This window comes from Pseudomonas sp. 05N434 (assembly GCF_056396965.1).
Window position 1 is genome coordinate 1 of sequence record NZ_JBFTMK010000091.1, and the last position, 14,902, is coordinate 14,902.

The 14,902-nt window shown below is 62.7% G+C and carries 12 protein-coding genes; all 12 read right to left on the reverse strand.

Features of this window, described 5'->3' with window-relative positions; all coding sequences use genetic code 11:
- A partial coding sequence (tssI, locus tag AC1DLB_RS08595; RefSeq protein ID WP_477784869.1) for a type VI secretion system tip protein TssI/VgrG occupies positions 1 to 534 on the reverse strand: 534 nt, incomplete at its 3' end.
- Between the two features lie 28 nt (positions 535 to 562).
- Positions 563 to 1,579, reverse strand: coding sequence for a serine/threonine-protein kinase (locus tag AC1DLB_RS08600; RefSeq protein WP_477743555.1), 1,017 nt, complete (start codon positions 1,577 to 1,579; stop codon positions 563 to 565).
- Positions 1,576 to 2,304: a PP2C family protein-serine/threonine phosphatase gene (locus tag AC1DLB_RS08605; RefSeq protein WP_477784870.1), complete on the reverse strand. Its 729-nt coding sequence runs from the start codon at positions 2,302 to 2,304 to the stop codon at positions 1,576 to 1,578. The genes AC1DLB_RS08600 and AC1DLB_RS08605 overlap by 4 nt, the downstream gene beginning before the upstream one ends.
- Entirely contained in the window at positions 2,304 to 5,729 is a 3,426-nt protein-coding gene (tssM, locus tag AC1DLB_RS08610; RefSeq protein ID WP_477784871.1) for a type VI secretion system membrane subunit TssM, read from the reverse strand. The genes AC1DLB_RS08605 and tssM overlap by 1 nt, the downstream gene beginning before the upstream one ends.
- Before the next feature lie 13 nt (positions 5,730 to 5,742).
- Positions 5,743 to 6,618, reverse strand: a complete 876-nt coding sequence (gene icmH, locus AC1DLB_RS08615; RefSeq protein WP_019650077.1) for a type IVB secretion system protein IcmH/DotU — start codon at positions 6,616 to 6,618, stop codon at positions 5,743 to 5,745.
- A gap of 5 nt (positions 6,619 to 6,623) precedes the next feature.
- The gene (gene tssK, locus AC1DLB_RS08620; RefSeq protein WP_477784872.1) at positions 6,624 to 7,955 is read right to left on the reverse strand and encodes a type VI secretion system baseplate subunit TssK; all 1,332 of its coding nucleotides are present in this window, start codon (positions 7,953 to 7,955) and stop codon (positions 6,624 to 6,626) included.
- A gap of 2 nt (positions 7,956 to 7,957) precedes the next feature.
- Positions 7,958 to 8,458 carry a type VI secretion system lipoprotein TssJ gene (gene tssJ / locus AC1DLB_RS08625; RefSeq protein ID WP_018927445.1) on the reverse strand — a complete coding sequence of 167 codons (501 nt, stop codon included), beginning with the start codon at positions 8,456 to 8,458 and terminating at the stop codon, positions 7,958 to 7,960.
- 5 nt (positions 8,459 to 8,463) lie between these two features.
- Positions 8,464 to 9,660: a type VI secretion system-associated FHA domain protein TagH gene (tagH, locus tag AC1DLB_RS08630; protein ID WP_018927444.1), complete on the reverse strand. Its 1,197-nt coding sequence runs from the start codon at positions 9,658 to 9,660 to the stop codon at positions 8,464 to 8,466.
- 17 nt (positions 9,661 to 9,677) lie between these two features.
- Positions 9,678 to 9,818 carry a hypothetical protein gene (locus tag AC1DLB_RS08635; protein WP_018927443.1) on the reverse strand — a complete coding sequence of 47 codons (141 nt, stop codon included), beginning with the start codon at positions 9,816 to 9,818 and terminating at the stop codon, positions 9,678 to 9,680.
- A gap of 306 nt (positions 9,819 to 10,124) precedes the next feature.
- A complete protein-coding gene (locus AC1DLB_RS08640; protein WP_018927442.1) occupies positions 10,125 to 11,642 on the reverse strand; it encodes a sigma-54 interaction domain-containing protein in 1,518 nt (505 codons plus the stop codon).
- Between the two features lie 10 nt (positions 11,643 to 11,652).
- Complete coding sequence (gene tssH, locus AC1DLB_RS08645) at positions 11,653 to 14,301, reverse strand: type VI secretion system ATPase TssH (protein WP_477784873.1); 2,649 nt, start codon at positions 14,299 to 14,301, stop codon at positions 11,653 to 11,655.
- A 13-nt stretch (positions 14,302 to 14,314) separates the two neighbouring features.
- Positions 14,315 to 14,902: type VI secretion system baseplate subunit TssG (gene tssG / locus AC1DLB_RS08650; protein ID WP_477784874.1), on the reverse strand; the 588-nt coding region annotated here is incomplete at its 5' end.

Genomic DNA, 14,902 nt, shown 5'->3' on the forward strand with positions numbered 1-14,902 from the left:
CAGGTGGGCTTTTTCGCTGTGCTGGAAGTGGTAGTGAATGCCTTCTTCTTCGCACAGGCGCTGGACGAAGTGCAGGTCGGTTTCATCGTACTGCACGCAGTAGTCGCGATCCGGGCACGGGGTGCTCAGCTGGAAGCGGTAGGCGTTGCCCTTGATGCCGTGTTCTTCGAGGATCAGCGCGATGATTTTCGGCGCCGACATCTGCTGGTAGATGCGCTGGTTGGTGCGGTGATGCAGGTATTGCAGGTGCGGCACCAAGGAGATTTTGTAGCGAGTCAGGCGCTTGCCGGCATCGCCTTGGGCGACGCGGTAGATCTGGCCGTGGATGCCAGAACCCTTCGGATCAAACGCCAGAAAGGCTTGCTTGTGCAGGAGTTTTTCCAGGTCCAGGTCCGGGTTTTCGCTGACCAGTTCCAGGTCGAAGCGATACGGCTGGCTGATGCCTTCGGTGCCGGTGAACGACAGCACTTGCAGGTCGCCGACGTAGTCTTCGACTGTGAGGCTGAAGTGCGTTTCGTTAGCTGAGTTGAACATTGCTTGCTCCCTGTTCGGTAGTCATCCGTTACGCCCGCAGTCGAAGGCGTTGCAGCAAAGACGAAGTGGCGCCCAGGGCGTCACGCAATTGGGCGGCGGTGATGGTGCGCTTGGCCGCATCGAAAGCCAGCGCCGTTCGCAGGGCTGGCCAGCAGTGTTTGGGTAGATTCCGAGGTGCGTGCAGCTCGCGGTCGAGGTGGCCGTCGCGGGCCTCGGTCGACGGCAAGCGGCGGAACGGGTGTTTGCCGCCCGCCAATTCATAGAGCACGCAGGCCACGCCGTACACGTCCGCGCTGGCCGAGAGTGGTTGGCCTTCGAGCAGTTCGGGGGCGGCGTAGCCGGGGGTCCAGGCGTTGAAGCGGTCTCGGCTCAGGTGCGGCAGGCCGGGCAAGATGCCCTCTTCTGCCTGGCCAAGACCGAAGTCGAACAGGCGCACGCCCTCTTCGCTGAGCATCACGTTGCTCGGCTTCAGGTCGCAGTGCAGCACGCCGCGAGCGTGGGTGTAGGCCAGCGCATCAAGCAGCGGCAGCGCGATGTCGCGCAGCTCGAACCACGGCAGGCCCAGGGGCCGCTCGCAGAGTAATTTGTCCAGGGTCAGCCCACGCATGAGTTCCATGGTGATGAAGGCACGCTGGCAGTCGGTGTCCACTTCAAAGGTGTGCAAACGCAGCACGTTGTCGTGGCGCAGTCGTCGGGTCAGGGTGAACTCGCTGTAGAGCAAGGCACTGGCGTCCGGCGATTCGGCAAATTCTTCGCTGAGGATTTTCAGCGCAATGTAAGGGTCGGGATCGCCGAACTGTTCGCGCAGCAGATCCCGTGCACGGTAAACCGCGCCCATGCCACCAGCCCCCAGCAGACGCTCGATGCGGTAACGTCCCGCGAGCACGTCGGGCAGTTCACCAATGCTGGCCCGGGTCGGCGCCAGCGCAAGCTCGGCCTGATGCGGCTTTCCGTTTAGAGGCTTGGCGAACGCGAAGTAAGTCAGGTTATTGGCTTCTTCCTCGGTCACCAGCAGGTCGTCGATCGGTGGCATGAATTCAGTCATTGGCGGATCACCACGGCAGTCAGGTTATCCCGGGCCGAGCCACGCAGAGCGCCGTCGAACAGACGCTCCAGCGCAACGTGCGGCGCGGTCAGGCTCAGGGCGTTGCCCAGGGCATCGCTGGTCAGCCCTTGATACAAACCGTCGCTGCACAACAGAAACGCATCGCCGGGATAGACCTCGAGTTCCAACACATCCAGCGTCAGTTGCTCGGCAGCGCCGACCGCACGGGTCAGCGCATGAGCGGCAGGATGCGCGCGAGCGTCTTCGACGCTCATGTTCTGTTCGTCGATCAGTTGTTGTTGCAGCGAATGGTCCTTGGACAGCTGATACAAACGCTGGCCGCGCCACAGGTAGCAACGGCTGTCACCGGCCCAGATGCAGGCCGCGCGATTGCCTTCCACCAGCAGCGCCACCACGGTGCTGCCCATGATGCTGTCGTGACGGCCGGCGGTGACGGTCAACTCCTGACCCAAGCGGCGGTTGAGCCAGTGCAGACACTGGCGAATACCTTTGAGTCGTTCGTCGAAGTCATCCTGCACCGGCAATTCCGCCAGGCTGGCGACGATCAACTGGCTGGCGATGTCGCCACCCTGATGACCGCCCATGCMGTCCGCGACCACCCACAGCCCCTGCTGTGGACAGTCGAGAAAGGCATCTTCGTTGCGCGCCCGAACCTTGCCCGGATCGGTACGCGCAGCGCTGCGCCAGGGGCTGGCAACCAGCATCAGAGCTGCACCGGCATACGGAAGGTGCGCAGCACGCCCATGTCGAACGGGTTCGGCGTGCGCTGGCTCGACAGCAAGTAGTTGGCGCGCAGGCCACCCACGTCTGCCTTGAGCACCAGCACGTCGCGACCGGTCAGGTACTCGGTCTGCATCAGGTCGAACAGACGGAACAGCGACCATGGGCCGGTGTTCTTCTCGATGCCGATCGGGCGGCCAGCCATTTTGTCGAGGACCAGGCTGGTGCGACCGTCTTCGGCATCGGTCGGCCATTTGAACGACACCGGCACGATCGGGCCGTGGCGGTATTCGATGGTCTTGTCGCCAAACTTGAACTCGGAACGGCTGACCGCCGGGTCGAGGGTGTACGGCTCCAGTTTGAACTGCACTTGCGGCTCGGCCGGGTTGATGGCGAAGAAGCTCTGGCGGATCACTTGTGCCGCGGCCATCTGGTCGAGGTAGACCTTGGAGATCGGCATGCTGTGACCGTCAATGCTGCGCAGGCGGTAGTTGCCTGGGTCGCCACTGACGAATGGACGCATGTAGGTATCAAAGAACCGATCGGCGATGCCTTGGGCCTTGAAGAACTCGCGGAAGTCGCTGATCGCGACGTCGCTGGTGCTGTGGGCACTGAACGGGTAACGCTTGTTGATCGCCTTGCCGTAGAAGCTGTACAGCTCGCTCTGATAACGCTGGTTCAGGTACTGGTAAGAATCGTTGAGCACCAGACGCCAGGTGTCTTCGGCCAGCACGTTGAACCACACGCTCACCGGACGCGGCAGACGGTTCGACGCATTGCGCAGGTTGCTCAGCGCATCACGCTGGCCGCTCATGCGGGTCTTGGCCATTTCAAACGCAGCCTGCTCTGGCGAACTGGCGCGGGCCAGGCTTGCCATTTGCATTTGCAGGTCGTTGAGGGCTTGCAGGGCCGGAGTCAAATCAGCGGCCGGGCCGTTGTTGTCATCCAGCAAGCGGTGCAGCGGTTCGAAGCGACGTTGCAGGGATTTCTTCGCGGTGTCCGGCAGGTTTTTGGTCGCGGCCATGTCAGACGCCGCGTCCGCTGCGGCCGACGCCAGTTTGCCCAACTTGCCGAGCTTGCCCTTCTGCTCGCCCAGTTTTGCAGCGGCATCGGCCGCCTCATCAACCGGTTCGGCTTCCGCCGGGAACCGAGTGTTCTCGCGCACTTCCACCAGCAGTTGCAGCACCGGGGAATTGGCCGACGTCAGGCCCGCCAGTTGCTCGGCACCCTCACTGAAATCGCTGATCGCGGGCAGAGCCACCTGGCCGACCGCTTCGCTCCAGAAGTTGGCGTAGTCGCGGAGGACCGAGAAATACTGCTGATAACCCTGTTGGGTGTAGAACCCCGGAATCACGTAATCGGTGCCGACAAACAACGAACCCTGCGGGCCGATGTGTTGGCTCAGGCGGTATTCCGGCAGGTTGCGAGCCTGCTCGCGCAGCATCCGGTAAACCACGTTGGCCAGCGACTCGCTGCGCAGCACCTGACGCGCCTGCGCCACCAGTTGTTCGTTGAGCGGGTAGATAAACGGCTGCTTGAGCAAACGCTCGAAGTGGGTGTTCAAACCGTTCTGCACCGCGGTGTTGCCGGCGTAACGCTGGGACCATTCGGTAGCGACCCAATCCTTGAGCCATGCCGCATCGCGGCGATCTTTCATGTTCAGCATCAGGTATGCGCGCAGGCTGTTGAGCAGGCGTTCGCGGTCCTTCATGTTGGCGCGGATCTGYCCTTCCAGCAGCGTCGCAACCCTTGGCAGCAGTTGCGCTTCGAGCTCACGCTCGTAGGCGCTCTTGACCACCGGATTGGCGTCTTCGCCCTGGTACAGGCCRCCACGTTCGTGGTACGACACGTCRCCTTTGYTCGGGAACACYTGKGTCGCSGCGTAGCTGGTGTCGAGGGTCTTGAGCACCGCCATGGAATCATCGCGCGCAGTCAGGGCCGAGCGTTGCTGGTTCCAGGTTTGTGCCAGGGAACGCAGGTTTTCCAGACGCTCATAGTTGGCCGAGAAGCCGCCCGCCCAGAGCATGCCGAACAGCGCCAATGCCGCCAGTGCGCCCACGTACAGGGCACGTTGACCCCAGTGGATGCGGCTGCGCTCGCGCTTGTCCAGACCGGCCAGGTCGGCCTCGGGGAAGATCACCCGGCTGAGCAAATGGTGAATGAACCGCGAACGGCCGCTGCGCAGGGTTGGCAGCATGCCGGCGCTCATGCCCAGGTTGGCGCCGATACTGGCGGTGGTCTGGTCCATCTGTTGAGTCAGGTGCGGTGCGCTGGTCAGGTAGAAACCGCGCAACTGGCTGACACGCTGGTAGCGGTTGCCGGTGAACGCCAGGTCGACGAACAGGCACAGGCGCTCGCCGATCTGCCCCAGTTGATGCGGGAAGTCGAGGATGCGGCCACGGCGCTGGGTGTCGCGCTCCTGGTGCATGCGCATGATCACCTGGCTGTTGAGGCGACGCAGCAGCTCTTCGAACTCGGCGCGCAGCACGGCCACATCGGTGCCGCTCTGCTCTTTGCGGAAGCTGGTGCCGAGGACCTGATCGCTTTCTTCGCGGGTCAGTTGATCGAAGAACTCGTCGAAACCGAGCAGTCGATCGGCCTTGCTCAACACCAGATAAATCGGCACATCGACGTGCAGTTTCTGATGCACGTCTTGCAGGCGCGCACGCACCTGGCGGGCCAGGGTTTCGAGGTCCTGCTCGCTGCCGCCCAGCAGGGTTTCCACCGGAATAGTCACCAGCACGCCGTTCAACGGGCGGTTGCGGCGACGCTTGCGCAGCAGGTCGAGCAAGGTGCTCCAGGCACTGCCATCGACTTCGGCATCCGGCTGGGTCAGGTAACGCCCGGCGGTGTCGATCAGCACGCCGTGGTCGGCGAAGTACCAGTCGCAGTGCCGCGTGCCGAGGGTGTCGCGGGTGAGTTTGCGGTCGATCTTGTTGATCGGAAACTCAAGGCCCGAGAAGTCCAGCAGGCTGGTCTTGCCGCTGCCCTGCGGGCCGATCAGCAAGTACCACGGCAAATCACTGCGCCAGCGTTCGCTGCGGCCGCGATACAGGCTCGAGGTTTTCAGGGTTTTCAGGGCGTCCTTGAAACGCACCTTCAACTCTTTCTCTTCTTCGTCGATCAGCTCTTCACGGCGGATACGGTCCTGGCCGTCTTCGGTGGCTTCCACAGCTTTTTTGCGCACACCGGCGCGCCAGCTGACGAAGACCATGGTCAGGCCCCAGATCAGGAACAGCACACTGATGGTCAGCAAACGGGAGGTCGAACCTTCCCAGAATTTGTAGTCATTGACCGCCAGCAGCGGCCCGACGAACCACACCAGCAGCGCAACGAACAGCACCAGCAACAGGGTCCATACCCAGGTCTGGCGCAGGAATGCGCCGACTTTCTTGAAAAACTTTTTCATCACACGTCCCTGTTTACGGCTTCGGCTGCGGCTGAGCCGTGGCCGGATCAAGCTGCTGATAAGGTTGCAGAACGGTTTCGCGTTGTTCGCCCAGCACCCAGGCAAAGCCCGAATACATCACCACCAGGCACACCACGGTGAACAGCACCACCATCCACGCTGGCACGATGCGCACCAGGCTGCGACGCTGATCGTTCAAGCCTTCCCAATGCGGCGACAATTCGCGAGGCACGTCGCCGCGCAGTTGGCGAATCTGCCGATACAAAGCGTCGCGGATGCCTTCGAGTTCGAGCATGCCGCGGGCTTGCACGCGGTACTTGCCTTCGAAGCCGAGGGACAGGCACAGGTACATCAGCTCCAGCATCGGCAGGTGCTTGACCGGGTTTTTCGACAGACGATCCAGCAGCTGGAAGAACTTCTCGCCACCGAAGGTTTCGTTGTGGAAGCTGCTGAGCAGGCTCATCTGCGACCACTCGCTTTCGTTGCCCCACGGCGTGGTCACGACAGCTTCGTCGACCACGGTGCAGAGCACATAACGGGCGGCCATCACCTGGCTGCTTTCGGCGCCATTGTGCAGCGCCCGCACTTCAAACAGTTTCAACCCGGCGGTCAGCCGCTCGTTGAGCGCGTACAGGTCTTCGCGGGTGTCGCTGTGTTTGAGCCGCACCACTTCCGACAGCAGCTCGGACGCCGCCGCCACCAGCGAATTGAGGCTGATGTTGAACGCTTCGGCCGGGCGCAGGCGCGCGGCGTAGATCATCCGTTCTTCCAACTGTTCAAAACGCGGCGGTGCCGCGAAGTCAGTCAGCGGACTCGAGGCCGGGCCGTGGCCCTGGCGGTCGAGCAGGACGGTTTTGTCGTCCTGGGTGTGTTCCATGTCCTTGATCATGTCGGTCAGTTCCTGATGGCCCAGAATTTCAGTTCAAGCTCGGCGAATTCGCCGGACACGTGGAACGCGAAGCCACCGGAGCGTTCGAGTTGCGCCAGGTCTTCGGAACTGAGTTCGAGGATGAAATAGGTTTTGTTGGAGTGGAACGCGATCTGCCGTGGGGCCACCGGCAACGGTTTGACCTTGATGCCCGGCAGATGCAGGTTGACCAGTTGGCGGATGCGCTCCACCGGGCCGACCTTGAGATGCGCCGGCAGGCGATGGCGCAGTTCTTCGGAGTCGCAGTTGGCACTGGCCGCGAGCACGAACGAAGCCGAGCCCAGCAGTTTGTGGTCGTGCAACGGCGACACGATGATTCCGTACTGACGCGCTTGCAGCACCAGTTCGATGGCGTGCTGTTCGAGCACCATCGACAGCACCTGACGAATCGCTTCCATCAGTTTGCGGAAGCTCGCGCCCTGGTCGCTGTGCTGGTAACGGCTGTCCAGACGCKGGCGTTTGCTGTCACTGGAAAACGTCGCCAGATCGCCGAGCATGGTCAGCAGCGTGCGGTACAACTCTTCCGGGTGAACCTGTTCCAGGCCGAGGTAATGGCGCAGCAACAGTTCAGTGCGGTTGATCAGTTGCAGCATCATGAAGTCGCCGACTTCCGCGCCGCCGACCTTGCCGTTGGAGCGGATCCGGTCAGCGATGGTGTCGCCCCGGTGGCCGAGCATGCTGATCACTTCTTTAAGGCATGACAGCAGGTAGCTGGACGAGTGCGCCTGAATGTAGGTCGGCACGAAATCCGGGTCGAGGCTGATCACGCCGTCAGGCGTGGTGTCGAGCACTTCGCAGATCTTCAGTTTCACGTAGGCCTGATCGCTCTGCTGCTCGCCGAGCAATAGCTTGAAGTCCGGACGGGCGCAACTGACCTGGCTGGCAGAGTCGTCACCGGCGTTGGAGTCGGCCACTTCCGCTTCATACGCGGTGTAGCGCGCCAGCACGTCGGACTGCTCCGGGCGGCGGGCCTCGATGTGGTTACCCGTCACCAACGGCAGTGCCAGGTAGATCGGCGTGTTGCCGGTGTTCGGCGGCACGTCCAGGGCCAACGGCTCGGTGTTACCGCCCAGTTCGAACAGGCTGCCATCCGGCAGAATCCCCGAGGCCTGGCTGATCACCAGTTTGCCCATGTTGAGGAACTGCAAGTCGATTTCCAGGTTGAGGAAGCCCCAGGTGTAGCTGCCCAGCAACTGGGTGCGGGTCTTCATCTGGTGGTCGTAGTAACGATCGTTGTGCTGGAAGTGCTGCGGACGCAGCAGCATGCCTTCCTGCCAAATGACTTTATGGGCATTCATGTTCAGTCATCCGCCTTGGCGAGCGTTTCATGGGTGTTGCGGATGCCGGCCTGATCGAGGGTCAGGTCAGCCGCGGTGACTTGCACCGGAGTGATTTGCACGGTGTAGCGCCACTTGGTTTCCGGCAGGTCGCGGTAGGCGGCGAGCACGCCAACGTAACGGCTGCCCTCTTCCACGCTGAGCTTGAGCTCGACGGTTTCGCCTGGGCGCAGTTCCAGTTCTTCGCTGGCCACCAGGTCCGGGGCCAGGGATTCCTTGGCGCGTTCGTAGAGGCTGAAGAAATCAGCGTTCTCGAAGGCCACCGGGTGCTTGAGCTCGAACAGGCGCACGACGATCGGCGACGGACGACCGTTGAGGTCCGGGTTCAATTGATCGCTGGCGGTCAGCTTCAGGTTGAGTTTGGTCACGGTGGAATACGGCGACAGCGACGAGCAACCGGCCAGCAGCACCAAAGCAGCGAACGCAGTCAGCATCTTGAAAAAAGCGGTGGAACAGCGAGACATGCGCATCATCCTTGGTGGTCGGTGTGAAGGGTGGAAATCAGGCGGATCTGTTCTTCGTAGGCCTGGGCGAAGTCGCGGGCCAACAGACGTTCGCTCCAGTCATCGTCCTGACGCAGGGCCTGGTGATAACGCCCATAAGCTCTCCAGCGACTGCCGGAGGTGGCGAGCAACGGCTTGTTGTCGCGCTCGAAACGCAGGGTCAGCTGTTGCGGCGAGAAGTGCTCCAGGGTGCCGCGAACAGCGGCGCGGCTGGCGGTCAGCAAGGCCACCTGATGCGCCTGCAAATCGCGGAACGCACGGGAGATCGCTTGCTCGGCCGGCAATTGGCCCGGCTTGTTGCCCTGCAACAGAATGCCCAACGCTTCACCGGCATCGACGGCGAATTTCAACGGGTTCTTTTGGCTGCCTTGTACGGTGGTCTGGGCCAGGCGCAGTTCGTTTTTCAGCTCGCTGCGGGTGCGCAGGCTCTGCTGCAAACCGCCGACGCTCTGCTTGAGCAGGCGTGCGGCGTTCAGGGCCAGGGCTTCGCGGGCATCGTGGTCGAGGCCTTTGAGGTCCACGCCCAACGCCGCCCCGAAGTGCTCCCAGAAACCTTCGCTCTGACGCTCAACCGCTTTTGGCAGCGGGGCTGGCGCTGGTTCTGCCGGGGCGGCGATCAGCTCCGGCACCATCAGGCTTTCCATGTCGATGCGCGCGTAGTCGGCACGCTGACGGGTGTCCTCGATCACCGTGCTCGGGGAAATCAGCTCCTCGATCTCCGAGTACACGCGTTCTTGCTGGTCGAGGGCATTGAGCGGGTCAAGGTCGAGGAACGCATCGTCCGGGATGATGCTGCCCGCGGCCTGCGGACGGCCGACTTCGACGTCGAACGTCGCCGGGTCGCGCACCAGTCGCGCGCGAATCTCGAAGTCACCCAGCACATACACGCTGCCGTGTTCGATGCGCATCGGCTCGCCCTTGCGCAGGCGCGCGCCGCTYTCGCTGTCCTGGATACCGTTGCTGCTGGTATCGGTCAGGAAAAACGTGCCTTCGCGGTAGCTGATCACCGCGTGGTGGTTAGACAGGTGACGCTTGCGGTCGGGGATGATCCAGTCGCAGTCCTCGCCCCGGCCGATCACGCCACCGGCCTGTTTGAAGGTCTTCTGGCACAAATCCGTGGGCACGAACTGCTTGGTGTTCAGCATTTCGAAAACCAGTTCCATGATGATGCTCCTTGCGGTCACTTGCCGCGATTGACCGCCTGCGGATCACCCAATGGGCGATAGGTGTTGTCGTTGTATTTGTAATTGCCGCTACAGCCGCCGAGGCCGCATAGAACGACGAAGGTCAGCAGGACGGCTTGCCAGTGACGAACAGGCATCAGAGGGTCTCCAGAGGTAGACAAAGCACAAAGCGCCGACCCTTTCGGGTGGCGCTATCAGAAGCAGATGAGGTGGATTCGAGCGCTCCAGCCAGAGGCCTTGCGCATCGCCTTTGTGGCGAGGGAGCTTGCTCCCGCTCGGCTGCGAAGCAGTCGTAAAACAGAGGGTGCGGTTTGACTGCCACACCGCGGCGCAGGGTTTTGGGGCTGCTGCGCAGCCCAGCGGGAGCAAGCTCCCTCGCCACAGGGAATTCGCCAGCCACAGGGGGCATTCCAACCTGAGTGGTCGGGTTGTAGAAATCGAGATCAGCCATCGAAGTCACCCAAATTGATATTCAGCCGCCCGAGGCGGTACAGCAGCGTGCGCCGTGGCAGCCCGAGTTCGCGGGCGGCGAGGGTCTGGTTGCCGTCGTTTTTGCGCAGGCAGTCGAGCAGCAGACTTCGCTCGACCTGCTCCAGGCGTTCACGCAGGTTCAGGCTGCTGTCTTCCGGCATGGCTTCCATGCGCAGGGAGAAATGCTCGGCCAGCAACTCGCCGCCTTCGCACAGCAAGACCGCGCGCTCGACCAGGCCTTTGAGTTCGCGAACGTTGCCGGGAAAGGCGTAACCGGACAGGTGATCCAGCGCCGCGTCGGACCAGCGCACCGCATCGCGCTGCAGAAACGCGCAAGCCTTGTCGGCGAAGTGCCGCGCCAGGTCGAGGATGTCGCCTTCGCGTTGACGCAGGGCCGGCAGTTCGATCGGGAATTGCGCGAGGCGGTAGTACAAGTCCTCGCGGAACTTGCCTTCGCTGACCAGCACCGACAAATCCCGGTGCGTCGCGGCAATGATCCGCACGTCGATTTTGTGGGTGTCGTTGGAACCCAGCGGGCGGATCTCACCTTCCTGCAATACCCGCAGCAACTTGGCTTGCAGCGATAACGGCATGTCACCGATTTCATCGAGCAGCAAGGTGCCGCCATTGGCTGCATCAAAGAGCCCGGCACGGTCGCGATCGGCACCGGTGAAGGCGCCTTTGCGGTAGCCGAACAGCTCGCTTTCCAGCAGGTTCTCGGGGAACGCCGCGCAGTTCTGCACGATGAACGCCTGGGACCGGCGCGGGCCGCAATCGTGAATCGCCCGCGCGACCACTTCCTTGCCGGTGCCGGTCTCACCGCGCAGCAGCACGGTGTAGGGGCTGTGCAGGACTTTGCTGATCAGCGAATAGGTCTGGCGCATCGCCGCGCTCTTGCCGATCAGGCCATAACCGCTGGCGCTCGGGACGTTGAGCGGCGCCGGGCGTGTATCACCGTTCGGCTGACGCAAACGCTGCAGCAAGTGCAGTTGGCCGAGCACGAACGAGCCCAGTTGACCGAGGGAATCGGCAAAGCCTTGCAGGTCGATTACCCGGCGACTGGCGCACAGCAGCAAACCTTCGACAGCCTTCTGCTGATTGACCAGCGGCACGCACAGTAGCGACTGCCAGGGCGTGGCCTGGGGCGGCAGGAAGCTGGTTTCGTGCAGGCTGCCGCTCAGCTCGCTGAGGCACACCACGCGGTTCTGGCACAAGGCGAATTGCAGCAGTTGTTCACCGTTGTAATCCGCCGGCAGGCTGGCCCCTTCCCGGGGTTGCAGAACGCCGTTCAGGCACTCGGCGTTCATCCCCAGGCAAGTGTGGGTCGCATCCAGCAGGTACAACTGCGTCAGCTCGCAACCGCTGAGCTCGGCCAGGCCGCGCACGAAGTCACCCAGCAGCACAGCGCTGTCCGCCGCCCGCGACAGGCTGGCGAACTGCGCCAGCAAGGCTTCGGCATAGACCAGCGGTTGCGGCACTTGAGTGAACATCACACCCACCTCAGGCGAACTCGCACGTCACGCTGGCATTGCCGTCGAGCGTCGCATGCACGCGCTTGAGGCTTTCACCGGTGGCCATCGCATCGAGCAAACGGTCGGCCACCAGCGGCAGTACATGCAGGTCGAGCAAGTGGTCGATCAGGCGTGCACCGCTGTCGCTTTGAGTGCAGCGTTCAGCCAGGTGATCGACAAGGTCCTGGGAGTAAGTGAAATCCAGCTGACGGCGGTTCAGGCGCTCGCCCAGACGACCGAGTTTGATTTCGATCAGCTCACGCAGCACCGGGCCGCCCACCGGGTAGTAAGGCACCACGCGCATGCGCGCCAGCAATGCCGGCTTGAAGTGTTTGCTGAGCACCGGGCGAATGGTTTCTTCGAGGACTTCGGCTGTCGGCCGCGCGCCGTTTTCGCAGAGCTCGCTGATGCGGTCGCTGCCCAGGTTCGAGGTCATCAGGATCAGCGTGTTGCGGAAATCGATCTCGCGCCCTTCCCCGTCGTTGGCCACGCCTTTGTCGAAGATTTGGTAGAACAGGTTGAGCACGTCCGGGTCGGCTTTTTCGACTTCATCAAGCAACACCACCGAGTACGGCTTCTGCCGCACGGCTTCGGTGAGCATGCCGCCCTCGCCGTAACCGACGTAGCCCGGCGGCGCACCGATCAGACGCGACACGGTGTGCTTCTCCTGGAACTCGGACATGTTGATGGTGGTGATGAAACGATCACCGCCGTACAACAAATCGGCGAGGGCCAGCGCGGTTTCGGTCTTGCCGACGCCGCTCGGGCCGACCAGCAGGAACACGCCAACCGGGGCATCCGGCTTGTTCAGGCCTGCAGCGGTGGCGCGCATCGAGCGATCAAGGGCGTGAACGGCTTGTTCCTGACCACGAATGCGCGTGCGCAGGTCGGTGGCGAAGCTTGCGACCTTGGCGTTGTGTTCGCGGGCCAGTTGCGCCAATGGCACACCGGTCCAGGCGCTGATCACTTCGGCCACCAGACGCGGGCAGACTTCGAAGCTCACCAGGCGTTCTTTGACCTGAAGCTCGGTCAGAGCTTTGTGAGTTTCGTTGAGCGCGGTTTCCAGGGTTTCAACGCTTTGCGCTTCGTCCACCGGCAACGTTTCGATCACGTTGCCTTCGGCGTCTTCTTCAACCGTGATGCTCGGTTCGACAGCAGCGGCTTCGCGAGCCTTGGCCAGTTGCTGACGCAGCTCCAGCAGGCGCTCGGCCAGTTCTTTCTGCTCGGTCCACAGCGTTTCGAGGGCGACCTTTTCGTCTTCGGCATCAGCCAGGCGATCTTCCAGAGCGTCCAGCGCTTCGTGATCGATCAGCAGACCGGCTTCGGCGTCACGACGCAGGGCCTGACGCTGACGGCCACCTTCGGCCAGTTCGCCACGCAGGCGTTCCAGGCTTTCCGGGGCGGCGGCGAGGCTGATGCGTACGCGGGCGCAGGCGGTGTCGAGCACATCGACAGCCTTGTCCGGCAGCTGACGACCCGCCAGGTAACGGGCGGACAACTCAGCCGCGGCAACCACCGCGTCATCGCGCAGGTAGATGCCGTGGCTCTTCTCGTAGACCTGAGCCAGGCCACGCAGAATGGTCACCGCTTCGCTGACGGTCGGTTCGTGCAGTTGCACCGGTTGGAAACGACGGGCCAGGGCCGGGTCTTTCTCGAAGTATTTTTTGTACTCCGCCCAGGTGGTGGCGGCGATGGTGCGCAACTCGCCACGGGCCAGGGCCGGTTTCAACAGGTTGGCCGCGTCGGAACCGCCAGCGTTGCCGCCAGCGCCGATCAGGGTATGGGCTTCGTCGATGAACAGGATGATTGGCTTCGGCGAGGCTTTGACTTCGTCGATCACGCCTTTGAGGCGACGTTCGAACTCGCCTTTGACGCTGGCGCCGGCCTGCAACAGGCCCATGTCCAGCGACAGCAGCTCAACGCCTTTCAAGACTTGCGGCACTTCACCGGCGGCGATGCGCGAGGCCAGTCCTTCGACGATAGCGGTTTTACCGACGCCCGCTTCAYCCACCACAATCGGGTTGTTCTTGCGGCGACGAGCGAGGATGTCGACCATCTGACGGATCGCGCCATCGCGGCACAGCACCGGGTCGAGTTTGCCGTCGCGAGCCTGCTGGGTCAGGTTGTGGGTGAAGCGCTCCAGCAGTGATTCGCCGGGCACCGCCGGTTTGCCGGTGGCCGGTTGTTCTTTCTGCGACAGGGCGAATTCTTTCAGACGCTCGATGTTCAGCTTGGCCAGCAACGACTGATAACGGCTGCCGGCATAGCGCATTGGGTTGCGCAGCAATGCGAGGATCAACGCGGCCTGCTCGACCTGGCTCTGGCCCAGTTCGAGGTTGGCCACCAGCAAGGCGTCCTGCAGCCACTGCACCAGTTCCGGGGCGAACACCGGGTTGCGCGAGGCGCTGTGCTCGACCCGCGATTGCAGCGCGGCGCTCAGCTCGCCAGCGTCCACTTCGGCATCCTGCAACGCCCGGGCGAGCAGGCCTTGCGGACGCTCCAGCAGGCCCAGTAGCAAGTCTTCGACGAGGATCTTGCTGCCGCCACGGGCGACGCAGCGTTCGGCAGAACTTTCCAGGTCACGACGGGTTTCGGCGTCCAGCGCCTGGATAAGTTGTTGCAGGTCTACGTTGATCATGTGTCATCTGTCCTTAATGAATTTTGCTGCCCAGGGTCACCACGCCGTCCGCTTTTTCGCGGCCGAGCCAACTGGTCCATCCCAGGCGACAGGCGTTCTGCTCACCGATGCGAAGTTCGCGGATTTCTTCCTGGCGCAGCACCAGGCGAATGTCGTAATCGAGCGGGTCACGCAGGGTGAACCGCACCAGCGCGCACAGCGGCTGGTAGCCGAAACCGATCGGCAGGAATTCGTGGAAGCGTTGCCAGTCGAGCTCGCGGATGTGAATGCGGAATTTGCCGCTGCGGTCGCGCACGTGTTCGCCCAGCACCAGGTCTTCGCCGAGCATGCTGTTGCCGCGACCGAGGCGATTGCGCTGCTCGTCGAGGATTTCGACGCGGCGCTCGATGCACTGCTCGATGGTCAGCTCGGCGTGCTTGAAGTAGTAGCGCAGCACCGCTTCGATCAACGCCGCCGAGTGCGCCCGCAAGCTGAGCAGGCCGAGGTACGGCAGCAGGCGTTTCCAGTTCAGTTCCTGGGCCTTGCGGATCTCTTCGCCGCCGAGGCCGATCAGGGCAAACAACTGCGCCGAAAACGGGTCGAGCGCGCCACTCTGGAAACT